This is a genomic window from Cellulomonas sp. P4_H4 (assembly GCF_056400865.1).
Window position 1 is genome coordinate 84,940 of record NZ_JBFUKL010000008.1, and the last position, 22,804, is coordinate 107,743.

Consider the following 22,804-nt stretch of genomic DNA (forward strand, 5'->3'; position numbering starts at 1 on the left):
GCCTTGGTGGAGTGAAGTGGAGTACCGTGGAGGCACGTGGTGACGCGGGGAGCGTCATACCGGGGGAGCAGAAGGAGGCGTGGTGACGTATGAGCCGTCCACCGGCGCTTTTGGCTCCTTCGCGCCCTTCCTCGGGACGTACACCCCGCGTCTCGACGAGAAGGGCCGGCTCATCCTTCCGGCCAAGTTCCGCGGTCAGCTCGCCCCGGGGCTCGTCATGACCCGCGGTCAGGAGCGCTGCCTCTTCCTGCTTCCCATGGACGAGTTCCGGCGCATGCACGACCAGCTGCGGCAGGCCCCCGTGACCAGCCGCCAGGCGCGTGACTACCTGCGTGTGTTCCTGTCCGGCGCCAGCGACGAGCTGCCCGACAAGCAGGGCCGCATCTCGATCCCGCCGATGCTGCGCAAGTACGCCGGGCTCGACCGCGACGTCGCTGTCATCGGCACCGGGACCCGGGTCGAGATCTGGGACCTGACGGCATGGGAGACGTACCTCTCCGAGCAGGAGGCCGGCTACGCCGACACCGCGGAGGAGGTCTTCCCGAACGGCCCGTTCTGACTCAGCACGTCACGCAGGGGCCCGATGGCCGCCCGGTGAGACCTCCCCCCGACTTTCCTGACGCACTTCCCCGGCGTCAGAGGGTCGGAGGGGGATCTGGTCGGACGGCGGAGGGCCGTCCGACCAGATCTCTCTGCAGGACCAGCGACAGCACAGCCCGACAGCAGCACGACGGACACAGGAGCGGAGGCCAGCGATGAGCGACGACGCCGCCTCCCGGCACATGCCGGTGCTCCTTCAGCGCTGCCTGGACCTGCTCGCGCCCGCGCTCGGCGTCGATCAGGCCGTCATGGTCGACTCCACGCTCGGGATGGGCGGCCACACCGAGGGCGTCCTGAAGGCGTTCCCCCACGTCCGCGTGATCGGCCTGGACCGCGACACGCAGGCCCTCGAGCTCGCGGGCCGACGCCTGGCGCCGTTCGGTGACCGCTTCACGGGCGTGCACGCGATCTACGACGAGATCAACGAGGTGCTCGACCGGCTCGGCATCGCCAAGGTGCAGGGCGTCCTCATGGACCTCGGGGTCTCGTCCCTGCAGCTCGACGAGCGCGAGCGCGGCTTCTCCTACTCGGCGGACGCGCCGCTGGACATGCGGATGGACGCGACCACGGGTCAGACCGCCGCGGACGTGCTCAACACCTACGACGAGCGGGAGCTCGCGCGGATCCTGCGCGAGTACGGCGAGGAGCGGTTCGCGCCGCGCATCGCCCGAGCGATCGTCGCGCAGCGGGCCAAGCGCCCGCTGGAGCGCACGGGAGAGCTCGTGAGCATCGTGCGGGCCAACATCCCGGCCGCGACGCGCAAGACGGGTGGCAACCCCGCGAAGCGCACGTTCCAGGCGCTGCGCATCGAGGTCAACGGCGAGATCGAGACCCTAGAGCGCGCGCTTCCCGAGTCGATCGAGTCCTTGGCGGTCGGTGGCCGGCTCGTCGTCGAGTCGTACCACTCGCTCGAGGACAGGGCCGTCAAGCGGGCCATGGCCGCCGGGGCGACGTCCAGCGCGCCGCCCGACCTCCCGGTCGAGCCGGCCACGCACGCGCCGTACCTGCGTCTGGTCACGCGCGGCGCCGAGGAGGCCGACGAGGCCGAGGTGGCCCGCAACCCGCGCTCGCAGTCGGTCCGCCTCCGGGCCGCTGAGCGCACCCGACCGACCCCTGACCACCTGCGCCACCGAACGGGAAGGAGGGCGGCATGAGCGCCCAGTCCGCAGTCCGCGCTCGTACCACCCCGGCACGTCCGCGCACCGCCCCGCAGAATCCACCCGCACCGCGTTTGAAGGTTGTCCGCGCGCCGGAGCACGCCCGGACGCGGATGCCGTTCATCCTGGCGTGCATGGCCGTCCTCGCGGGAGCGCTGCTCTCCGCCCTGCTCCTCAACACCTCGATGGCGTCGAGCGCCTACGCGAAGTACGACCTGTCCAACGAGCTCGGGCAGCTCAACCAGGACGCGCAGGACAAGCAGGCCGACCTGGACGCGAAGGCCTCGCCCGCGCACCTCGCCGCCATCGCCGCCCAGCTCGGCATGGTGCCCACCAACGGCACCGGGTGGCTGCGCCTGTCCGACGGCAGCGTGCAGGGCGCGCCCGAGCCGGCCGGGGCCGCCGGATGACGACGCCGGTCACCGGTCGCCCGCGGACCGGTGCTCGTCCGCCGAGCACCGGGTCGCGTCCGCCGAGCACCGCGCGGTCGGCCGGCAGCGGCACAGTTCCCCGTCCTCGGAACGGGCAGGGCGGACCGCCGCGCACGGTCGAGGTGCCGACGCGCCCGGGTGGGCAGCAACCTCAGGCCGGTTCGCGCAACCGGATGGCGTTCCTCGCGGCCGTGGTCGTGCTGACGCTCGTCGTCTTCGGTGCCCGGCTCGTCTACGTGCAGGGCCTGCGAGGTCAGAGCATCGCCGAGCAGGCGCGCGACGCCCGGCTCACCTCGATCGCGACGATCGGTGGCCGCGGTGAGATCACGGACGCCGACGGGATCGCGCTGGCGGCCTCCGTCGAGCGGTACGACATCTCCGTCAACCAGAAGAAGGTTCCGGAGTACGAGCCCGGCGGCTCGGTCGAAGGCCCGGACGGTGCTGCCGGCGTCGCTGCGCGCCTCGCTCCGCTGCTCGACATGAATGCGGCAGAGCTCGGTGGCCAGCTCGTCGGCGACCGCGGGTTCGTCTACATCAAGAAGGGCGTGCTGCCCGAGGTCGCGCGGGAGGTGCGCAAGCTCGGCCTTCCGGGCGTCAACGTCGACCGGGTGGCCGAGCGCGTGTACCCGAACGGCAACCTGGCCGGGAACGTGCTGGGCTTCGTCAACTCCAACGGAGTCGGCCTCGAGGGCCTCGAGCTGGCGCTCGACAAGCAGCTCACGGGCACGGCCGGCAGCGAGACGTACGAGCGCGGGCGCAAGGGGCAGGCCATCCCCGGGGGCTACTCCGAGGAGACGCCCGCGCAGCAGGGCAGCTCCGTCGCACTCACCCTCAAGTCGGACGTGCAGTTCCGGGCCCAGTCGGCGCTCGACGCGCAGGTGGCGGCGATGGGTGCGGACTCCGGGTCGATCATCGTGATGGACGTCAAGACGGGCGAGATCTACGCGCTCGCGGACTCCGGCAGCGTCGACCCCAACCACCCGGGTGACTGGAAGGGCGGCTCCCTGTCGAGCGCGATCTCCGACGTGTTCGAGCCCGGCTCGACCGGCAAGGTGATCACGATGGCGGGGATCCTCGAGAACGGCGTGGCCACACCGACGTCCCAGTTCCAGGTGCCGTACGCCTACTCGCCCGACGGCAAGGAGACGTTCCACGACTCGCACCAGCACGGGCTCGAGAACCTGACGCTGACGGGGATCCTCTCGGAGTCGTCCAACACGGGCACCGTCATGGTCGGCCAGAACCTCTCGCCCCAGATGAGGTTCGACTACCTGAAGAAGTTCGGGTTCGGTGCGAAGACGGGCATCGAGATGCCGGGGGAGTCGGTCGGCATCCTGCACCCCGTGGACTCGTGGGCGCGGCGCGACAAGTTCGCCGTGCTCTTCGGGCAGTCGCTCTCGGTCACCGCGCTCCAGGCGACGCAGGTGTTCGCCACCATCGCCAACGGCGGCGTCCGCGTGCAGCCGCACATCATCAAGGGCTGGACGTCACCGGACGGCACCTACACGCCGGCCGAGCCCGCCACGACGACGCAGGTCGTCTCGCCCGAGACCGCGAACACCGTCCTCTCGATGATGGAGAGCGTGGTCGACGACGGCACGGGCTCGAACGCCGCCGTGCCCGGCTACCGCGTGGCCGGCAAGACCGGTACCGCGCAGGCGTGGCTGGCCAACGGCGCGCAGGGCATCACGGCGTCGTTCATCGGTGTCGCGCCGGCCGACGACCCGCGTATCGCCGTCGCCGTGATCATGCACAACCCGCGGGCGTCGATCTACGGCGGCACGGCCGCCGCGCCGGTGTTCAGCGACGTCACCGGCTACACGCTCGGTGAGCTCGGCGTGGCGCCCTCCGGTACCACACCGTCGCTCTTCCCGACGACGTGGTGATGGCGTGCGAGCAGAGGGCTCCGCGACGTTCCGGCGGCGCTGCCCGGGGTAGATTCTCCCCATGACGTCCCCGGCTCGGATGCGCCCGATGCATCCCGCGGTCCACCGGGTCGGCGACCTCGTCGGGACGTTCGACCTGGTCACGGCCGGTCGGCCCGTCGCGGACGACGCGCAGCTCACAGGCGTCACCCTGGCCAGCGGCGACGTGCTCCCCGGTGACGTCTTCGTCGCCGTCCCGGGCCTGAAGGTCCACGGTGCGACGTACGCGGCCCAGGCGATCGACGCCGGCGCGGCCGCTGTCCTCACGGACCCGGCCGGGCTGACCGCGATGGCCGACCTCGCCGGAGCGGTACCCGTCCTGCTCGCCGACGACCCGCGATCGCTCGCGGGCAGGGTCGCGGCCTGGGCGCACGACGAGCCGGGTGAGCGGTTGACCTCGATCGGCATCACCGGCACCAACGGCAAGACGACCACCACGTACTTCGTCGACGCGGCGCTGCGTGCCGTCCACCCCCTCACCGCACTGCTCGGCACGGTCGAGCTCCGGATCGGCGAGGAAGCGATCGAGAGCCCCCGCACCACGGTCGAGGCACCCGCCCTCCAGGCGCTGCTCGCTGCGGCGCTGGAGCGGGACGCGACGGCGGTCGCGATGGAGGTCTCGTCGCACGCGCTCGCGCTCGGTCGTGTGAACGGGCTCGTGTTCGACGTCGTCGGGTTCACCAACCTGCAGCGCGACCACCTCGACTTCCATGGCGACATGGAGGGCTACTTCCGCGACAAGGCTCGATTGTTCGCGCCCGGGCAGGCGCGTCGCGGCGTCGTGGTCGTGGACGACGAGTGGGGTCGTCGGCTCGTCGCCGAGTCGCAGATCCCGGTCGAGTCGGTCGCGACGCACGTGGGCGCCGGGATCGACGCCGACTGGACCGTGACGGCCGCGGACATCGGGCTCGACGGAGTCGGCTCGACCTTCACGCTGCGCGGGCCGGACGGGACCGAGCACGAGGCCGCGAGCCCGTTGCCCGGCCTGGTCAACGTCTCGAACGCCGCGTTGGCCGTCGTGCTCGCGCACGCTGCCGGGGTGGATCTCGACGTCGCGATCGAGGCGGTCGGGCACGCGCACGAGATCCCCGGCCGCATGGAGCGCGTGATCGAGCGTGGCGACGGCTTCCCGCTGTCGCTCGTCGACTACGCGCACACGCCCGACGCGCTGGTCCTGGCCCTGCAGGCCGTCCGGCCCATCACGCCAGGTCGGCTCATCCTCGTCTTCGGGTCCGACGGCGACCGCGACCAGGGCAAGCGCCCGATCATGGGCTCGATCGCCGCGGAGCTGGCCGACGTGATCGTCGTCACCGACGAGAACCCGCGATCCGAGGAGCCGGCGGCCATCCGGTCCGCCATCCTCGAGGGAGTGCGGGCACAGCGCCCGGACATGGTCGACGTGCACGAGGCCACGAGCCGCGCGCAGGCCATCCGCGACGCCCTGGTCCTCGCCGACGAGCAGGACACCGTGATCGTCACGGGCAAGGGCCACGAGCCGACCCAGGAGATCGCCGGCGTGTTCCACCGGTACAACGACCGGGAAGTCTTCCTTGCCGCGCGCCAGAGCCGTCAGGAGCAGCACGCGTGATCGCGCTGACGGCGGCCGAGATCGCGGCCGCGACCGGAGGCGTGCTGCGCGGCGGCATCGAGCCCTCGCACCTGGTCAGCGGACCCGTCGTCGTCGACTCGCGCGAGGAGGTGCTCGGCGGCCTGTTCGTCGCGCTGCCCGGTGAGCACGTCGACGGTCACGAGTACGCGGCGGTCGCCGTGCAGGCCGGTGCGGCGCTCGTGCTCGCCTCGCGCGACGTGGTCGGCGAGGGTGGCTCCGTCGTGCCGAGCGTCGTGGTGCCGGACGTCGAGAAGGCACTCGGCGACCTGGCGCGCGTGGTGCTCGAACGACTGCGCGAGGCGTCGTGGGAGGAGCCGGGCGGCAGCGGGCTCAAGGTCGTGGGCATCACCGGCTCGGTCGGCAAGACGACGACCAAGGACCTGCTCGCGCAGCTCTGCGGCAGTGTGGGTCCGACCATCGCGCCCGTCCGCTCGTTCAACAACGAGATCGGCCTCCCGCTGACCGTCCTGCGGGCCGACGAGTCCACGCAGTTCCTGGTGCTCGAGATGGGCGCGAGCGGCCCCGGCCACCTCACCTACCTCACGCAGATCGCGCCTCCCGACGTGGCCGTCGTGCTCGTCGTCGGGCAGGCACACCTCGGCGGGTTCGGCGGGATCGACGCCGTGGCTCGTGCGAAGTCAGAGATCGTGCAGGGACTCGTGCCCGACGGCATCGCTGTGCTCAACGCCGACGACCCGCGCGTCTCCGAGATGGCCGCCCTGGCGCCCGGTGACGTCGTGACGTTCGGCGCCGCGCCGAAGGCGACCGTGGGGGCCAGCGACGTCGTCCTCGACCGCGCGGGGCGCGCCCGGTTCACGCTCGTCTCGCGGTCCGGCGACGAGGAGCGCACGGCCGAGGTCGAGCTGCGGCTCGTCGGCGAGCACCACGTGCACAACGCGCTCGGCGCGGCCGCTGCGGCGCTTGCGCTGGGGCTCGACGTCGACGAGGTGGCGGCCGGACTCACGGCGGCCGACGCCCTGAGCCCGCACCGGATGCACGTCGTGGACCGTGCGGACGGCGTGACGGTGGTCGACGACTCCTACAACGCCAACCCGGACTCGATGCGCGCCGCCCTCAAGGCTCTCGCGGTGCTGGCCGGGCGTGACCGGCGCTCGATCGCCGTGCTCGGCGAGATGCTCGAGCTCGGACCGGAGGCGCGCGTCGCGCACGACGCGATCGGCCGTCTCTGCGTGCGGCTCAACATCGGTCTGACCATCGTCGTCGGCGAGGGCGCCCGGGCGATCCGCGACGGCGCCAACCACGAGGGCTCGTGGGGTGACGAGGTCGTGCTGGCCGACGACCTCGACGTCGCGACCCGGTTCCTCGAGTCCGAGCTGCGACCGGGCGACGTGGTGCTGGTGAAGTCGTCGTACGGCGCCGGGCTCTGGCGCCTCGGGGACCGCCTCGTCGCGGAGGTGGTGCCCTCGTGAGAGCGCTCATGATCTCCGGTGGCCTCTCGATGGTCATCGCCCTCCTGGGTACGCCGCTGTTCATCCGGTTCCTGGTGCGCAAGCAGTACGGCCAGTTCATCCGGCAGGACGGTCCGACCGCGCACTTCACCAAGCGCGGGACCCCGACGATGGGCGGCGTCGTCATCATCGGCGCGACGCTGCTCGGCTGGATCGGCGGCCTCGTCGCCACCCAGACGATGCCGAGCGCGTCGGCCGTCCTGGTCCTGTTCCTCATGACCGGCCTCGGGCTGGTCGGGTTCCTCGACGACTTCATCAAGATCTCCCGGCAGCGCAGCCTCGGGCTGAAGGCGCGGTGGAAGATCCTCGGGCAGGGCCTCGTCGGCGTGACCTTCGCCGTGGCGGCGCTGCAGTTCCCGAACGAGACGTTCCGTACGCCCGCGTCGACGAACATCTCGTTCATCCGGGACACCCAGATCGACCTCGCGACCTGGGGCGTGACGATCGGCATCCTGCTGTTCATCGTCTGGGCGAACTTCCTGATCACGGCCTGGTCGAACGCGGTCAACCTCACCGACGGCCTCGACGGGCTGGCCACCGGCGTCTCGCTCATCGTGTTCGGCGCCTACGTCATCGTCGGGGTCTGGCAGTTCAACCAGAGGTGCCAGTTCCTCGCGACCGCCGGCCCGAGCTGCTACGAGACGCGCGACCCGCTCGACCTCGCCGTCGTCGCTGCCGCCATCGTCGGCGCGTGCTTCGGGTTCCTGTGGTGGAACGCGAGCCCCGCGAAGATCTTCATGGGAGACACCGGTTCGCTGGCCCTCGGCGGGGCGCTCGCAGGCCTGTCGATCCTCACACGCACCGAGGTTCTCGCGGCGATCATCGGTGGTCTCTTCGTCCTCGAGGTCATGTCCGACGTGATCCAGATCGGCTTCTTCAAGATGACCGGTAGACGGGTCTTCAAGATGGCGCCGCTGCACCACCACTTCGAGCTGCAAGGGTGGGGCGAGGTCACCATCGTGATCCGGTTCTGGATCATCGCGGGCCTGTTCGTGGCGCTCGGGGTCGGGATCTTCTACGCCGAGTGGGTCCGGGTAGGTGGCTGAGCTCTCTGCAGCCCAGCTGGACGGAGCCCTCGTCGTCGTCGCCGGGATGGGGGTCTCCGGTCGGGCCGCCGCCGAGGTGCTCGCGTCGCACGGTGCCCGCGTCGTGCCCGTCGACGACCACGCCGAGGACGTCATCGGCACCGACGAGCTGCTCGCGGGTACGGCGCTGGACCGGGCGTCCCTCGTGGTCGCGTCACCGGGCCTGCCGCCGCACCACCCGCTCCTGGCGGCCGCCCTCGAGCGCGGGCTGCCCGTGTGGAGCGAGGTCGAGCTCGCGTGGCGGGTGCGCGTCGACCGCGCGTCCGGCGGCGGACCTGCGCCCTGGCTCGCGGTGACCGGGACCAACGGCAAGACCACGACCGTCGGCATGCTCGAGTCGATCCTGCGGGCGGCAGGGGAGAGCGCGGCCGCGGTCGGCAACGTCGGGCAGCCCGTCGTGCTCGCGGCCGCCGACCCGTCGCTCGACGTCCTCGTCGTGGAGCTGTCCAGCTTCCAGCTGCACTTCACGCACTCGATGTCCGCGCAGGCGGCGGCCGTGCTCAACGTCGCGGTGGACCACCTCGACTGGCACGGTTCGTTCGACGCCTACGCCGCGGACAAGGGCCGGATCTTCGAGCGCGCGCAGGTCGCGTGCGTCTACAACCTCTCGGACCCGCGTACCGAGGACCTCGTGCGGGAGGCTGACGTGGTCGACGGTGCCGTCGCGGTCGGCTTCACGCTGGGTACGCCTCTCGTCGGCCAGGTCGGGATCGTCGAGGACGTCCTGGTGGACCGCGGGTTCGCACGCCTGCGCCACACGCACGCTGCCGAGCTGGGGACGCTCGGCGACCTGTCGCACCTGGCCGGCCCCGACGGGACGGTGCCGCCGCACGTCGTGGCCGACGCCCTCGCCGCCGGGGCGCTCGCCCTCGCGCACGGCGTGGAGCCCGCGGCGATCCGCGCCGGTCTGCGTGCCTACGCCGCCGGCGCGCACCGACTCGAGACCGTCGCCGTGCTGGACGGGACGGCCTACGTCGACGACTCGAAGGCCACGAACGCGCACGCCGCCGCGGCGGCGCTCGGGGCGTTCGCATCGGGATCGGTCGTGTGGGTCGCGGGCGGGCTGGCCAAGGGCGCCCGGTTCGACGAGCTCGTCGAGAGCCGTAGGGACCGGCTCGCCGCCGTCGTGCTCATCGGCGTCGATCGGGAGCCGCTGCGCGAGGCGCTCGCCCGACACGCACCCGAGGTCCCCGTGGTCGAGGTGGACGCCGGTGAGACTGGGTCCGTGATGACCCGCGCCGTGCACGAGGCTCGACGGCTTGCCGTCGCCGGTGCACGACCCGCGACAGTGCTGCTCGCCCCCGCGTGCGCGTCGATGGACCAGTTCACGTCGTACGCCGCCAGAGGTGAGGAGTTCGCCGCCGCCGTCCGTGCGCTCGGTGAGGACGTGTGAGCAGGCGGAAGGGAGCCCGGGCATGACCGCCACGACGCCGCGACCCGCCTGGGAGCGCAACGCGGCCGACGAGCCCACCCGGCCCGGCTCGGTGCTGGGGCAGTGGAACAGCGCGGTGACCAGCTACTACGTGCTCATCGGTGCTGCCGCTCTGCTGCTCGTCATCGGACTCGTCATGGTCCTGTCGAGCTCGAGCGTCGAGTCCCTCGACGAGAACGGCTCGGCGTACGGCGTGTTCCTGGACCAGGCGAAGTTCGCGCTGCTCGGGGTGCCGATCCTGCTCGTGCTGTCCCGGATGCCGGTGCGCTACTTCCAGCGCTTCGCGTGGCCTGTGCTCGGGGCGGCGATCGTCTTCCAGCTCCTCGTGTTCGTGCCCGGGCTCGGCGCGACCACCGGCGGCAACCAGAACTGGGTGCGGATCGGCGGGATCACCGCCCAGCCGTCCGAGGCGATCAAGCTCGCGCTCGCCGTGTGGCTCGGCGCGGTCCTGGCCCGTAAGCTCCCGCTGCTCCAGCAGTGGCGGCACGCCCTGATCCCCGCTGTGCCCGTCGCCGGGCTCGCCCTCGGGGTCATTCTGGCGGGCCACGACCTGGGCACCGCGATGGTGATCATCCTGCTCGTCGCCGGCGCCCTGTTCGTGGCGGGCGTTCCCCTGCGGATGTTCGGCTTCGCCGGGCTGCTCGCGGCGGGCCTGACCGCCGCACTGACCGTGACCAGCGACAACCGCAAGGACCGCATCTTCAGCTGGCTCTCGAGCGAGTGCGACGTCCAGACCGCCTGCTACCAGACCCTGCACGGCGGTTACGGGCTCGCGAGCGGTGGCCTGGGCGGACTCGGCCTGGGGGAGAGCCGGGAGAAGTGGTCGTACCTGCCGGCCGCCCACAACGACTTCATCTTCGCGATCCTCGGTGAGGAGCTCGGCCTGATCGGCACGCTGCTCGTGCTGGCGCTGTTCGGGCTGCTCGCGTTCGCCATGATCCGGATCATCCGTCGCCACAAGGACCCGTTCGTGCAGATCACGACCGGCGCGATCCTGTGCTGGATCATCGGCCAGGCGATCGTCAACATCGCCGTCGTGATCGGCCTCGCGCCGGTCATCGGCGTCCCCTTGCCGCTCGTGTCGGCCGGCGGGTCCGCACTCATCATGACCATGGCCGCGCTCGGCGTGCTCATCGCGTTCGCGCGCTCGGAGCCCGGTGCGGCCGAGGCGCTCGCAGCCCGGCCCAGCGTGGTCCGCCGGTCGCTCGCCGTGATCGGGCGGTCCCGTGGCTGACGACCGCCGACCTCCGTCGGTGCTCCTTGCCGGCGGCGGGACGGCCGGTCACGTCAACCCGCTGCTCGCGGTCGCCGACGAGCTGCGCCGGCGGCACCCCAACGCCCGGCTGACCGTCCTCGGTACCGCGCAGGGCCTCGAGGCGCGGCTCGTGCCGGAGCACGGGCTGGACCTCGCGCTCGTCCCACGGGTGCCGCTGCCACGCCGCCCGACCCTCGACTGGTTCCGCCTGCCCGGGCGGCTGCGCGCCGCGGTCCGAGCGGCGGGTACCGCGATCGACGAGTCCGGTGCGCAGGTGGTCGTCGGCTTCGGCGGCTATGTCTCGACGCCCGCGTACCTGGCCGCCCGTCGTCGGCAGATCCCCGTCGTCATCCACGAGGCGAACGCGCGCCCGGGCCTGGCGAACCGGTGGGGTGCCCGGTGGGCGAAGTCGGTCGCGGTGACGTTCCCCGGCACCGCCCTGCCCGGCGCCCAGCTCACGGGCCTGCCGCTGCGCGCGCCCATCGCCCGCCTGCTCGCCGAGCGCTCGGCCGACGCCGACGGCGCACGCGCCGTGGCAGCCGCGGAGCTCGGGCTCGACCCCGCCCTGCCGACGCTCCTCGTCTCGGGCGGCTCGCTCGGCGCGGTGAGCGTCAACACGGCGGTCGCGGGCGCGGCGCGCGAGCTCCTCGCCGCGGGCGTCCAGGTCCTGCACCTGACGGGCGCCGGCAAGGCGGATGCGGTCCGCGCCGCGCTCGACGGTGTCCCCGGGGCCGAGCGCTACCAGGTGCGCGAGTACCTCAACGAGATGCACCTCGCGCTGGCCGTCGCTGACGTCGTCGTCGGTCGGTCGGGCGCGGGCACGGTCTGCGAGCTGGCAGCGCTCGGCATCCCTGCGGTCTACGTGCCGCTCCCCGTCGGCAACGGGGAGCAGCGGCTCAACGCGGCGGCGGTCGTCGCGGCCGGCGGCGGGCTTCTGGTCGACGACGAGGACCTCGACCCTGCTTGGTTGCTCGCGCACCTGCCGGTTCTGCTGGTCGGGGACTCCGCCTCCGAGACGCGGGGTCGCATGGGTCGCGCGGCCGCGAGCGTCGGCGTGCGGGACGCGGCCGCCCGCGTCGCCCGTCTCGTCGAGGCAGAGCTCCCGCCGAATCCCCGGGCACCCAAGCAGCTGGCGGCCGAGAAGCTCGGGCGTGTGCATCTCGTGGGTGTCGGGGGTGCGGGGATGTCTGCCGTCGCTGCGCTGCTCGCGGCCCGGGGCCTGTCGGTCAGCGGCTCCGACGCCGCCGACGGACCCGCCCTGCCCGGGCTGCGCGACGCGGGCGTCACGGTCCACGTCGGTCACGACGCCGCGCTGGTCGACGGTGTCGACACGCTCGTCGTCTCGTCCGCCGTCCGCGAGACCAACCCCGAGCTCGCCCGAGCACGCGAGCGGGGCATCCGCGTGCTGCACCGCTCGGAGGCCCTGGCCGCGCTCATGGTGGGCCGGGACGCGGTGGCGGTCGCCGGCGCGCACGGCAAGACCACGACCTCCGCGATGGTCGCGACCGCCCTGCTCGACGCGGGTGCCGATCCGTCCTTCGCGATCGGCGGCACGGTGCTCGGGACCGGTGGGCCGCTGGGCGGCAGCCACGACGGCGCCGGACGGGCGTTCGTCGCGGAGGCCGACGAGTCCGACGGCTCGTTCCTCGCGTATTCGCCCCTGGTGGCGGTGGTCACCAACGTCGAGCCGGACCATCTGGACCACTACGGCTCGGCGGAGGCGTTCGAGGACGCGTTCGTCGCGTTCGCCGAGCGCATCCGGCCCGGTGGCGCGCTGGTCGCGTGTGCCGACGACGCGGGAGCCGTGCGACTCGTGGACCGGGCGCGCGCCCAGCTCGCTGCGCGCAAGGTCGACGTCGTCACCTACGGCACGTCGCCGACGGCCGACGTCGTCGTGGGCGACCTGCGGCCCGACGGCTCGGCCTGGAGCGTCGACCTGACGACGCCCGACGGTGTGCTGACCGTGCGCCTCGCGGTCCCGGGCGCGCACAACGCGCTCAACGCGGGGGGAGCCTGGGCTGCGGTCCGCCGGCTCGGTACCGATCCGGTGGCGGCCGCGACCGGGCTCGGGTCCTTCCGGGGGACGGGCCGCCGGTTCGAGGACCGGGGGACCGCGCGCGGCGTGCGCGTCGTCGACGACTACGCGCACCACCCGACCGAGGTCGCCGCGCTCCTGCGCCAGGCACGCTCCGTCGCCGGTGCGGGCCGGGTGCTCGTGCTCTTCCAGCCGCACCTGTACTCGCGCACCCGGACGTTCGCGTCCGAGTTCGGTGCCGCGTTCGACCTGGCCGACGTCGTGGTGGTGACCGACGTCTACGCCGCACGCGAGGACCTGGACCCGTCGGTGACCGGCGCCCTGATCGTCGACCGCGTGCCGACCGCGGGCAAGGCCACGTTCGTCCCGGACCGGCAGGACGCGGCGCGGGCGATCGTCGCGGCGGCACGGCCCGGCGACCTCCTGCTGACGGTCGGCGCCGGGGACGTGACGCTCCTCGGGCCGGTGGCGCTCGACCTGCTCGCCGGGGGCTCTGCATGAGCCCGTCGCGGCCCACGGCCCCGCGGGACCCTGCCCCGACCCGGCCGGCCCGGCCAGTGGCCCGCCCGACACCGCCGCCGCCGGCTCCCGAGGCGCCTGCCGCCAAGGCCCCCGCGGCCAAGGTGCCCCCGAAGGCTGCACCGTCCCCCAAGCCCACGACCCCTGTCCCGACGCCCCGCGCGGAGCCCGACGCGTTCGGCCGGTCCGTGACCACCTACGCCGCCGGCCGCTCGCGAAGCCTCGGTGGACCGGTCGCGCCGCCGGTCGTGTCCCCGAGCTCGACCGCGAGGTTCGCCGAGCGGGCCCGAGCCCGTCGCAACCTGGCCCGTCGCCAGCTCGTCATCGCCGTGGCGGTCGCCGTCGCGGTCGTCGGGCTCGGCTGGTTGTTGTTCGCGTCCCCGGTCCTGGCGCTCGACCCCGTCGAGGTCGCGGTCGAGGGAGCCGGGACGGTCGTCGCGGTCGACCAGGTGCAGGCCGTGGTCGCAGCGCACGCCGGGACCCCGCTGCCCCGGCTCGACACGGTGGCGCTCCGCGACGACCTGCTCGACGTGCCGGGCGTCCGTGAGGCACGAGTGACCCGGGCCTGGCCCACGGGTCTGACCGTCACGCTGGTGGCGCGCGAGCCGGTCGCGGCCGTGCCCGACGACGCCGACAGCAGCTCGGCCACGACGCCGGGCTTCGCCCTGCTGGACCAGGACGGTGTGCAGGTGGGCCGTGTCGACGCGGCACCCGCCGGGCTGCCCGTGGTCGACGTCCCTGTTGGCGACAAGAGGACGCTCGCAGCGGTGCTCGGTGTCCTGGAGCAGCTGCCGCCGGACCTGCTCGCGCAGGTGCAAGGTGTCTCGGCGCGCACGCAGGACACGGTGACCATGCAGCTGCGCGACGGCGTGCGGGTCGACTGGGGGAGCGCGCACGAGACGCCCCTGAAGATCGCGGTCCTCGGCGCGCTGCGGGCCTCACCGGCTGCGGCGGGCTCCACGGTCATCGACGTGTCTGCCCCGCGCCTTCCCATCACCAAGTGAGGGCGAGATTCGTCGGCAAGTCCCGACACGCGCAGCGCGGTCGTTGATAGTGCCCGACGTGCGACCTAGCGTCACGCCTGACAACAGAACCTGACATAACTATAACCCTCAAGTAGAGGGTGAAGGTTTCATCCCGGTCGCGGCGTGTCGCCACGGACGGATCCTGCGGCCCGTGCCGCAACCGGCACCGAACGCAACAGAACGAGAGGCACCCACCGTGGCAGCTCCGCAGAACTACCTGGCGGTCATCAAGGTCGTCGGCATCGGCGGCGGCGGCGTCAACGCCGTGAACCGCATGATCGAGGTCGGCCTCAAGGGTGTCGAGTTCATCGCCGTCAACACGGACGCGCAGGCGCTGCTGATGTCCGACGCGGACGTCAAGCTCGACATCGGTCGTGAGCTGACGCGCGGCCTGGGCGCCGGCGCGGACCCCGAGGTCGGCAAGAAGGCCGCCGAGGACCACAAGGACGAGATCGAGGACGTCCTGCGCGGCGCCGACATGGTCTTCGTGACCGCGGGCGAGGGAGGTGGCACCGGCACGGGCGGCGCACCCGTCGTCGCGCGCATCGCTCGCTCGCTCGGTGCGCTGACCATCGGTGTGGTCACGCGCCCGTTCACCTTCGAGGGGCGCCGTCGTTCGGTGCAGGCCGACTCCGGCATCGAGGCGCTCCGCGCCGAGGTCGACACGCTCATCGTCATCCCGAACGACCGCCTCCTGCAGATCTCGGACCGGTCCGTGTCGGTGCTCGACGCGTTCCACTCCGCCGACCAGGTGCTGCTCTCGGGTGTGCAGGGGATCACGGACCTCATCACCACTCCTGGCCTGATCAACCTCGACTTCGCCGACGTGAAGTCGGTCATGCAGGGTGCCGGGTCCGCTCTGATGGGCATCGGCTTCGCCCGGGGCGACGACCGCGCGGTGCAGGCAGCCGAGATGGCGATCTCCTCGCCGCTGCTCGAGGCCAGCATCGACGGCGCGCACGGCGTCCTGCTCTCCATCCAGGGCGGCTCCGACCTCGGCCTGTTCGAGATCAACGAGGCCGCCCGCCTGGTCCAGGAGGCGGCGCACCCCGAGGCCAACATCATCTTCGGCGCCGTGATCGACGACGCCCTCGGCGACGAGGTGCGCGTCACCGTCATCGCTGCCGGCTTCGACAGCGGCTCTCCGACGATCCGCCGCGACGCGCGGGCGCTCGGCCAGGTCTCCGGCAACTCGGCCCCTGTCGCCCGTCCGGCTGCTGCGCCCGCGCAGGTCCCGACGCCTCGTCCCGTCGTCGAGCGCGAAGAGGTGCCGGTCCCGGTCGGCGCCTACGCCGGCCTCGCTGGTCAGCCCGACGTGCCCGCGTTCCTCTCGACGGAGGCCGAGCCGACGCCGATCACCGGTGCGCTCGAGGTCCCGCGCATCTTCACGGACGACGCCCCGCGGCGCGACCGTGAGCGCGACGAGCTGGACGTCCCGGACTTCCTCAAGTAGCCGGGATGCTCGTCGAGAGCGTGGACCTCGGCGACGGGGTCCGCGCCGGCTTCACCTCGCGGCGCGGCGGGTTCAGCGCACCGCCCTACGAGTCGCTCAACCTCGGGTTGGCGGTCGGCGACGAGCCCGACGTCGTCGCGCGAAACCGAGCGGTGCTGGAGGACTGGGTCGGAGCTCCGGTCGCGTACGCCACGCAGGTCCACGGAACCGGCGTCGTGATCCTGTCCGAGCGCAGTGAGGTCGGCGACGCCGACGCCCTGGTGTCGACCTCGCCCGACGTCGCGGTCGCGGTGCTCGTGGCCGACTGCGTCCCCGTCCTGCTCGCGGACCCGGAAGCCGGAGTCGTGGCAGCGGTGCACGCCGGACGCCGCGGCCTGGCTTCGGGAGTCCTGCAGGCGGCGGTGTCCGCGATGGTCGGAGCCGGCGCCGACGTCGACCGCCTTCGCGCGGCGAGCGGGCCCGCGATCTCCGGGCGGTCCTACGAGGTGCCGGCCGAGCTGCGCGACGAGGTGGCCGACATCGTGCCGGAGACGGCGGCGACCACGTCCTGGGGAACGCCGGCGCTCGACCTGCCTGCCGGCGTCGTCGCGGTGCTGCGCGGTCTCGGGGTCCGGGACGTGCGCGTCTCGGAGCGTGACACCTACACGGATGGCGACCTGTTCTCGTTCCGCCGGTCGGCCCGGACCGGCCGGTTCGCAGGTGTCGTGCGCCCGCCGCCCTGAGCCCGGGCTGGGGAACGCTCGACTCCTCGGGCGTGTCGCGACGTGCTCGGCGAGCGCCCGTTGCTAGCGTGACCGGCAGAGGGAGCCCATCAGCGAATTCGTGACCCGACAGGGTCTGGCGCCGGGCTCCGGGGTTGGTCCGCAGGAATGCGGGGAGGGAGCCAAGGCGATGGCCGGAGCGCTGCGCAAGACGATGCTGTACCTCGGCCTGGCCGACGACAGGGCCGAGCACGACGAGTACCTCGAGGACTACGACGACGGGGAGGTCACCGTGCCGACCGAGTACGAGGCCCAGGTCACGCCGCTGCACCGCCCGACGCGTTCGGCCGAGCCCGCCCAGACGAGCCGGGTCGTCGCGACGCCTGCCGCTGCCGGCGAGCTGCGCCGCATCACGACGATCCACCCGCGGTCCTACAACGACGCGCGCAAGATCGGCGAGGCGTTCCGTGAGGGCACGCCCGTGATCATGAACCTGACGGACATGGACGACGCCGACGCCAAGCGTCTCGTCGACTTCTCCGCGGGTCTGATCTTCGGCCTGCACGGTGCGATCGAGCGCGTGACCAGCAAGGTCTTCCTGCTCTCGCCGGCGCACGTCGAGGTCGCCGGGGAGGCCGCCGCGCCGGCCGAGCAGCCGACGCGCGCAGGCTTCTACAACCAGAGCTGACGCGTGCATCTCGTCGGATCGCTGCTCTACTTCATCGTTCTCGTCTTCTTCCTGATCATGCTGGTCCGACTGGTCCTCGACTGGCTCCAGTTCTTCGCGCGCGACTGGCGCCCGTCAGGCATCGCCCTGGTGATCGCCGAGGTGACCTACTCGGTGACGGACCCGCCCTTGAAGGCGCTCAGGCGCATCTTGCCGCCGATCACGATCGGTTCGGTGCGCCTCGATCTAGCGTTCATGGTGCTGTTCATCCTGTGCTTGATCCTCATGCGCGTCTTCGCGGCGCTCTGATCCACCCGTCCGTGGGCGTGTCGCAGGGGCGTGCACCAGTGGCAATCTCCGCTACCGTGGCCCGAGGCGGTCGGTGGACTGCCGCCGGACCCACTAGCTCGACCAACAGGCTCGACCGACAGAGGTGACGACGATGGCCCTGCTGACTGCAGACGAGGTCTTGAACAAGAAGTTCCAGGCCACGAAGTTCCGCGAAGGGTACGACCAGGACGAGGTCGACGACTTCCTCGACGAGGTCGTGAACACCCTCCGCGACATCCAGGGGGAGAACGACGACCTCAAGACGAAGCTCGCTGCGGCGGAGCGCCGGATCGCCGAGCTGAGCCGCGCTGGCGCTCAGCAGGCAGCCCCGGCCCCGAAGCCCGAGCCCACGCCCGAGCCCGTCCCGGCCCCCGCGCCGGTCGTCGCGGCCCCCGTGGCAGCGCCGGCCCCGATCGTCGCCCCCGTCGCCGAGGCGCCCCGCGCCAGCGAGCCGGAGTCGGCCACCGGGATGCTCGCCCTGGCGCAGAAGCTGCACGACGACTACGTGCGCAGCGGCCAGGAGGAGTCCGACCGGCTCGTCGGGGAGGCCAAGAGCCAGGCGAACCGCATCGTGCGCGAGGCCGAGGAGACGTCGCAGCGCACGCTCGGCCAGCTCGAGCAGGAGCGTTCCCTCCTGGAGCGCAAGATCGACGAGCTCCGGGTGTTCGAGCGGGACTACCGCACGCGCCTCAAGAGCTACCTCGAGAACCTGCTCGGCGACCTGGACAACCGGGGCAACGCGCTCCCGCCCCGTTCCGGTCAGCCGCAGCCGGTCGGAGACGCACAGAACCTCTGACGGCCACCCGTCGAGCTCTGCACCACTGCGTCCGCCGCAGCATCTCTACAGGTCAGGTCGGGTTCACCGCACCATGCCACGCCGGGTATGTCCTGGCGCGTCCGCTCTGAGCGGAGCGCCGGGTTTCACCCGGCGTGGTGTGTTGTGTCCGCTGCGACACCCGCATACAGTCACGTGACTTCGAGGACAGGGGGGCCCGTTCGTGGCCATCAACGACGCACTCAGCGCGATCGACGTCAGCAGCGACGCCAAGGAGCTGGCCAAGATCGTGCGCGGCCTGCCGGTCCGTGAAGGCGAGAAGCCCTGGACGGTTCGCGAGGTCAAGGACATCTCCGAGGAGCTCACGGGCGACATCGACCGCCTCACGAGCGAGCTCGCCGCCGCTGACGCCGAGCTGTCCGACCTGCTGCGCAACTCTGGTGACGGAGCGGGCGACGACCAGGCCGACTCAGGCTCGTCGGCGCTCGAGCGTGAGCAGGAGCTCACGCTCGTCAACAACACGCGGGACCTGCTGTCCCAGACGCAGCGCGCACTCGCACGTATCGCCGCAGGCACGTTCGCGACCTGCGAGTCGTGTGGACGCGCGGTCGGCAAGGCACGCCTCCAGGCGTTCCCGCGCGCGAGCCTGTGCGTCGAGTGCAAGCAGCGCGAGGAACGGCGCTGACGCGCACGTAGACTCCTGCGGTGCCCACCACCTCGGACGACCATCTTGTCGCGCCTTCGGCGAGCCCACGCCGGCGCCGGCTGCTGATCCTGCTCTTCTCGATCACCGCCGTCGTCCTGGTCCTGGACCAGCTGTCGAAGGTGTGGGCGCTCGACAACCTCGACGAGGGCGTTCGTCGAGTCCTGATCGGTGACCTGCTCGGTCTGGAGCTGGTCTTCAACTCGGGCGCGGCGCTCTCGATCGGCACCGGGATGACCTGGCTGCTCACACTCGTGGCCATCGGCGTGATCGTGTTCATCGTCCGCGCGAGCCGCAGGATCGGGTCGCGCGGGTGGGCGATCGCGCTCGGGCTCCTCCTCGGCGGGGCGCTCGGCAACCTCATGGACCGGCTCTTCCGTGAGCCCTCGTTCGCGCGCGGGTGGGTCGTCGACTTCATCGCCTACTGGAACGTGTTCGTCGGCAACGTCGCCGACATCGCGATCGTCGTCGCGGCGATCATGATCGTGGTCCTCGCGGCGACCGGCGTGCACATCGACGGCACCCGCGATGCGAAGGACGGCGACGAGACCGAGACCGAGACCGAGCCCGGCGAGGTCGAGTCCGGCGGGGCTGAAGCCAGGGGAGCCGAGCCCACCGAGGGTTCCAACAGCACGTCCGAGCAGAATGCCTGAGACGCGCGCGATGCCCGTGCCCGACGGGCTCGTGGGCGAACGCGTCGACGCGGCCCTGTCGCGGCTGCTGGGGCTGTCCCGCACGCGTGCGGCGGAGATCGCCGCGGCCGGTGGGGTGCACCTGGACGGCAAGGAGCTCGGCAAGTCCGACCGGCTGCTGGCCGGCGGGTGGCTCGAGGTGGAGATCCCCGACGTCGCCCCGGCCGCGAGCATCGAGATCGTGGCTGAGCCCGTGCCGGGCATGGTCATCGTGTACGACGACGACGACGTCGTGGTGATCGACAAGCCGGTCGGCGTCGCGGCGCACCCGTCGCCCGGCTGGACCGGTCCGACCGTCGTGGGCGCCCTCGTCGCCGCGGGCTACCGCATCTCGACGTCCGGAGCGGCCGAGCGACAGGGGATCGTGCACCGGCTCGACGTCGGCACGTCGGGGCTGATGGTCGTCGCGAAGAGCGAGCACGCGTACACGGTGCTCAAGCGCGCGTTCAAGGAGCGCACGGTCGAGAAGGTCTACCACGCCCTCGTGCAGGGGCACCCGGAGCCGACGACGGGCACGATCGACGCCCCGATCGGCCGGCACCCGAGCTCCGACTGGAAGTTCGCCGTGGTCGCCGAGGGGAAGCCCTCGGTCACGCACTACGAGGTCCTCGAGATGCTCCCGGCGGCCTCGCTGGTCGAGGTGCACCTGGAGACGGGCCGGACGCACCAGATCCGCGTGCACTTCGCGGCGCTGAGGCACCCGTGCGTCGGCGACATCACGTACGGCGCCGACCCCACGCTGGCTGCGCGGGTGCACCTGGAACGGCAGTGGCTGCACGCCATGCGTCTCGGCTTCCACCACCCGAGCACGGGCGAGTGGCTCGAGCTGAGCAGCGAGTACCCGCAGGACCTGGCTCAGGCCCTGGCGACGCTGCAGGACGGCTACGCGTAGCCCTGCGGTGGCGGTGAGCGTCTAGGGCGTGCAGACGACCCCGACGCACTGCGGCTCGTTGCCGTTGCCCCGCGCGGTGTTGCCGCCGAGGTCGACGGCGCCTGGGACGTGGATGCCCCACCCCATGTTGTCTCGGGCGTCGTTGCCGCCGACCGACAGGACGGCGTCCGACGTCACGTCGACAACGAGACCGTCGTCGTTCCGCAGGAACGTGTTGCCCTGCACGAGCGCGGCGCTCCACTCCGGTTCGACGAACTTCACGGTGGTCTGGTTGCGGGTGAACACGTTCGAGACGATCGTCGGTCCGGACATGCCGACCGAGACGGCGGTCGTGTTGTCGACGAACTTCGACCCCGAGATGCGGGCGGCCGCGTGCGCGGCGTCCACGGCCGTGGCGGAACCCGTGAACCGGCTGTTCGTGATCGTGACGTTGCCGAAGACGGCCAAGGGCGAGCTGGCCACGGCCACCGGGTTGTCGGTGAACGTCGACCGCCCGATCGTCACGTTGTTCTCGGCCACGACGATGGCCTCGCCGTTGCGTGCGAACTGAGAGTTCGTCACGGTGGCGACGCCGGCGGTGGACACGCCTTGCCGGTTGTCGGCGAACGTCGTGTACGAGACATCGAAGGCTGCGGGATAGATGGAGAACAGCCCGACCTGGCGGTTGCCCTTGAACGTCGACCCGACGATCGTCGTGTCCTTGGTGTAGGGCAGGCCGGTGCTGTCCAGGGCGGACGCGTCCACGCCGGTGCCGTTCTGCGTGAAGTACACACCGGCGATGTGGAGCGGGCCGGGGAAGACGTCGGGGATCGCGTAGGTGGCCAGCGCCGTGTCCCAGCCTCGCAGCGTTCCGTCCGTCACGGTCGAGTCGCCCGCGGAAGCGACCGACACCCCGACGCCGCCGGCGGTTCCTCGCAAGGTGTGACCCTTCAGGATGAGGTCGACGCCGGGGGCCAGCGTCAGTCCCGGACCAGCGCACACGACGTCCGCCAGCAGCACCGTGTCGACGGTGAGCGTCGAGCCGCAGGTGGGTGGGGGATCGGCGCTCGCCGGGGTCGCGACGACTACCGCGGCGCTGGCGAGCGCAAGGCTGGAGAGGACGGCGGTCACGCGCATGAGAACCTCCGGGGCGTGGATCGTGCTGTCGACGGGCATGTGAAGTCGTGCGGCGACGTGTGGCGTGGGCCGAGCTTCAGCAGATCTGTGAGCGCGACCACCGTCTCGGCGACGGTGGGATCAGGAAGGCAGTGCGCACTCTGAAGCTGCACCGCGACAGCCCCCTGACGACGCGGGCGACGACGCCCGTTCGGTCGAGCGTGCTCGCCTCTCGTGCCCGAAAACAACCGGTATGGGCTGATATGCCCGGGTGAAATCGGCGATGCAGCGCCGCGGTCAGAGGTCGACAGGGCGACGTAAGATCGCGCGCATGGCACTGGCTGGGGGATCCGACCTCGTACGTCTCGATCCCGTCGGCGACCGCTCCGACGGCCGGGCGACGCGGCAGGACGCGTTCGCGTGATCCGGATCCTCACCGTCGACAGCGACGAGCTGCGGGCGTCCATGACCGCGATCCGCATGACGGTGTTCGTCGACGAGCAGGGTGTCGACGCGGACGTCGAGATGGACGACCTCGACGACGACCCGGCGACGCTGCACGTCGTGGCTCTCTCGTCGGACGGGAGTGCGTTGGGCACCGCGCGTCTGCTGGCGCCGCACCACGCGGACGAGCCGGCGCACATCGGTCGTGTCGCGGTGCTGTCGGAGGCTCGCGGTCTTGGCGTCGGCGCGCTCCTGATGACGGCGCTCGAGACCGAGGCCCTCGCGCGGTACGGGGTCGTCGTCGACGGGGCGCGCAGCGTGTCGGTGGAGCTCAGCGCGCAGGAGCAGGCCATCGGCTTCTACGAGCGAGCCGGATACGTCGCGCGGCCCGAGCGGTACCTCTCGGAGAACATCTGGCACCGCGACGCGGTCAAGATCGTGCGGTCGAGCGACACGCCGCAGCGATAGCCGTCGGACTCGCCGTCGGCACCCGCGGGGCGGCGGAGTGGT

The 22,804-nt window shown here is 72.0% G+C and carries 21 protein-coding genes; 20 read left to right on the forward strand and 1 reads right to left on the reverse strand.

The features are described from left to right. The first annotated feature begins 82 nt into the window (after positions 1-82). From mraZ to AC1DPN_RS18655, 19 genes are all read left to right on the forward strand, one after another. Positions 83-559 carry a division/cell wall cluster transcriptional repressor MraZ gene (gene mraZ, locus AC1DPN_RS18565; protein ID WP_477086256.1) on the forward strand — a complete coding sequence of 159 codons (477 nt, stop codon included), beginning with the start codon at positions 83-85 and terminating at the stop codon, positions 557-559. Between the two features lie 196 nt (positions 560-755). After that, on the forward strand, positions 756-1,754 hold the full coding sequence (rsmH, locus tag AC1DPN_RS18570; protein WP_477086257.1) for a 16S rRNA (cytosine(1402)-N(4))-methyltransferase RsmH: 999 nt from the start codon (positions 756-758) through the stop codon (positions 1,752-1,754). Beyond that, positions 1,751-2,167, forward strand: coding sequence for a cell division protein FtsL (gene ftsL / locus AC1DPN_RS18575; RefSeq protein ID WP_477086258.1), 417 nt, complete (start codon positions 1,751-1,753; stop codon positions 2,165-2,167). The genes rsmH and ftsL overlap by 4 nt, the downstream gene beginning before the upstream one ends. Positions 2,168-2,310: 143 nt before the next feature. Continuing rightward, complete coding sequence (locus AC1DPN_RS18580) at positions 2,311-4,074, forward strand: peptidoglycan D,D-transpeptidase FtsI family protein (RefSeq protein ID WP_477086259.1); 1,764 nt, start codon at positions 2,311-2,313, stop codon at positions 4,072-4,074. 61 nt (positions 4,075-4,135) lie between these two features. Next, positions 4,136-5,701: a UDP-N-acetylmuramoyl-L-alanyl-D-glutamate--2,6-diaminopimelate ligase gene (locus tag AC1DPN_RS18585; RefSeq protein ID WP_477086260.1), complete on the forward strand. Its 1,566-nt coding sequence runs from the start codon at positions 4,136-4,138 to the stop codon at positions 5,699-5,701. Then, a complete protein-coding gene (locus AC1DPN_RS18590; protein ID WP_477086261.1) occupies positions 5,698-7,152 on the forward strand; it encodes a UDP-N-acetylmuramoyl-tripeptide--D-alanyl-D-alanine ligase in 1,455 nt (484 codons plus the stop codon). Before AC1DPN_RS18585 ends, AC1DPN_RS18590 begins: the two co-directional genes overlap by 4 nt. Then, positions 7,149-8,237 (forward strand): phospho-N-acetylmuramoyl-pentapeptide-transferase, encoded by a 1,089-nt coding sequence (gene mraY, locus AC1DPN_RS18595; RefSeq protein ID WP_477086262.1) that lies wholly within the window; start codon positions 7,149-7,151, stop codon positions 8,235-8,237. The genes AC1DPN_RS18590 and mraY overlap by 4 nt, the downstream gene beginning before the upstream one ends. A gap of 46 nt (positions 8,238-8,283) precedes the next feature. Continuing rightward, on the forward strand, positions 8,284-9,669 hold the full coding sequence (gene murD, locus AC1DPN_RS18600; RefSeq protein ID WP_477086319.1) for a UDP-N-acetylmuramoyl-L-alanine--D-glutamate ligase: 1,386 nt from the start codon (positions 8,284-8,286) through the stop codon (positions 9,667-9,669). 22 nt (positions 9,670-9,691) lie between these two features. Continuing rightward, complete coding sequence (gene ftsW / locus AC1DPN_RS18605) at positions 9,692-10,942, forward strand: putative lipid II flippase FtsW (RefSeq protein ID WP_477086263.1); 1,251 nt, start codon at positions 9,692-9,694, stop codon at positions 10,940-10,942. Further along, positions 10,935-13,499 carry a UDP-N-acetylmuramate--L-alanine ligase gene (murC, locus tag AC1DPN_RS18610; protein ID WP_477086264.1) on the forward strand — a complete coding sequence of 855 codons (2,565 nt, stop codon included), beginning with the start codon at positions 10,935-10,937 and terminating at the stop codon, positions 13,497-13,499. The genes ftsW and murC overlap by 8 nt, the downstream gene beginning before the upstream one ends. Continuing rightward, complete coding sequence (locus AC1DPN_RS18615) at positions 13,496-14,521, forward strand: cell division protein FtsQ/DivIB (protein ID WP_477086265.1); 1,026 nt, start codon at positions 13,496-13,498, stop codon at positions 14,519-14,521. Before murC ends, AC1DPN_RS18615 begins: the two co-directional genes overlap by 4 nt. 217 nt (positions 14,522-14,738) lie before the next feature. Continuing rightward, a complete protein-coding gene (gene ftsZ / locus AC1DPN_RS18620; protein WP_477086266.1) occupies positions 14,739-15,995 on the forward strand; it encodes a cell division protein FtsZ in 1,257 nt (418 codons plus the stop codon). Positions 15,996-16,000: 5 nt separating this feature from the next. Next, positions 16,001-16,717 (forward strand): peptidoglycan editing factor PgeF, encoded by a 717-nt coding sequence (gene pgeF, locus AC1DPN_RS18625; protein WP_477086267.1) that lies wholly within the window; start codon positions 16,001-16,003, stop codon positions 16,715-16,717. Positions 16,718-16,886: 169 nt separating this feature from the next. Next, the gene (locus AC1DPN_RS18630) at positions 16,887-17,384 is read left to right on the forward strand and encodes a cell division protein SepF (protein ID WP_477086268.1); all 498 of its coding nucleotides are present in this window, start codon (positions 16,887-16,889) and stop codon (positions 17,382-17,384) included. Positions 17,385-17,387: 3 nt separating this feature from the next. Further along, positions 17,388-17,672 (forward strand): YggT family protein, encoded by a 285-nt coding sequence (locus AC1DPN_RS18635; protein ID WP_477086269.1) that lies wholly within the window; start codon positions 17,388-17,390, stop codon positions 17,670-17,672. Positions 17,673-17,805: 133 nt separating this feature from the next. Continuing rightward, complete coding sequence (locus tag AC1DPN_RS18640) at positions 17,806-18,489, forward strand: DivIVA domain-containing protein (RefSeq protein ID WP_477086270.1); 684 nt, start codon at positions 17,806-17,808, stop codon at positions 18,487-18,489. 202 nt (positions 18,490-18,691) lie between these two features. After that, positions 18,692-19,153, forward strand: coding sequence for a TraR/DksA family transcriptional regulator (locus tag AC1DPN_RS18645; protein WP_477086271.1), 462 nt, complete (start codon positions 18,692-18,694; stop codon positions 19,151-19,153). Between the two features lie 20 nt (positions 19,154-19,173). Next, entirely contained in the window at positions 19,174-19,824 is a 651-nt protein-coding gene (lspA, locus tag AC1DPN_RS18650; protein WP_477086272.1) for a signal peptidase II, read from the forward strand. Then, entirely contained in the window at positions 19,817-20,755 is a 939-nt protein-coding gene (locus AC1DPN_RS18655; protein ID WP_477086273.1) for an RluA family pseudouridine synthase, read from the forward strand. The genes lspA and AC1DPN_RS18655 overlap by 8 nt, the downstream gene beginning before the upstream one ends. A gap of 21 nt (positions 20,756-20,776) precedes the next feature. On the opposite strand, the gene AC1DPN_RS18660 is transcribed toward AC1DPN_RS18655, so the two are convergent. Next, on the reverse strand, positions 20,777-21,910 hold the full coding sequence (locus AC1DPN_RS18660) for a right-handed parallel beta-helix repeat-containing protein (protein ID WP_477086274.1): 1,134 nt from the start codon (positions 21,908-21,910) through the stop codon (positions 20,777-20,779). 360 nt (positions 21,911-22,270) lie between these two features. On the opposite strand from AC1DPN_RS18660, the gene AC1DPN_RS18665 reads away from it, so the two are divergent. Further along, the gene (locus AC1DPN_RS18665) at positions 22,271-22,762 is read left to right on the forward strand and encodes a GNAT family N-acetyltransferase (RefSeq protein WP_477086275.1); all 492 of its coding nucleotides are present in this window, start codon (positions 22,271-22,273) and stop codon (positions 22,760-22,762) included. The last annotated feature ends 42 nt before the right edge of the window (positions 22,763-22,804 follow it).

What these genes read in the sequence shown, in the direction of transcription:
- rsmH (WP_477086257.1), top strand. Translation starts at nt 756, where the DNA reads ATGAGCGACGACGCCGCCTCCCGGCACATGCCGGTGCTCCTTCAGCGC.
- ftsL (WP_477086258.1), top strand. Translation starts at nt 1,751, where the DNA reads ATGAGCGCCCAGTCCGCAGTCCGCGCTCGTACCACCCCGGCACGTCCG.
- AC1DPN_RS18585 (WP_477086260.1), top strand. Translation starts at nt 4,136, where the DNA reads ATGACGTCCCCGGCTCGGATGCGCCCGATGCATCCCGCGGTCCACCGG.
- murD (WP_477086319.1), top strand. Translation starts at nt 8,284, where the DNA reads ATGGGGGTCTCCGGTCGGGCCGCCGCCGAGGTGCTCGCGTCGCACGGT.
- ftsW (WP_477086263.1), top strand. Translation starts at nt 9,692, where the DNA reads ATGACCGCCACGACGCCGCGACCCGCCTGGGAGCGCAACGCGGCCGAC.
- AC1DPN_RS18615 (WP_477086265.1), top strand. Translation starts at nt 13,496, where the DNA reads ATGAGCCCGTCGCGGCCCACGGCCCCGCGGGACCCTGCCCCGACCCGG.
- pgeF (WP_477086267.1), top strand. Translation starts at nt 16,001, where the DNA reads ATGCTCGTCGAGAGCGTGGACCTCGGCGACGGGGTCCGCGCCGGCTTC.
- AC1DPN_RS18630 (WP_477086268.1), top strand. Translation starts at nt 16,887, where the DNA reads ATGGCCGGAGCGCTGCGCAAGACGATGCTGTACCTCGGCCTGGCCGAC.
- AC1DPN_RS18640 (WP_477086270.1), top strand. Translation starts at nt 17,806, where the DNA reads ATGGCCCTGCTGACTGCAGACGAGGTCTTGAACAAGAAGTTCCAGGCC.
- AC1DPN_RS18655 (WP_477086273.1), top strand. Translation starts at nt 19,817, where the DNA reads ATGCCTGAGACGCGCGCGATGCCCGTGCCCGACGGGCTCGTGGGCGAA.
- AC1DPN_RS18660 (WP_477086274.1), bottom strand. Translation starts at nt 21,910, where the DNA reads ATGCCCGTCGACAGCACGATCCACGCCCCGGAGGTTCTCATGCGCGTG.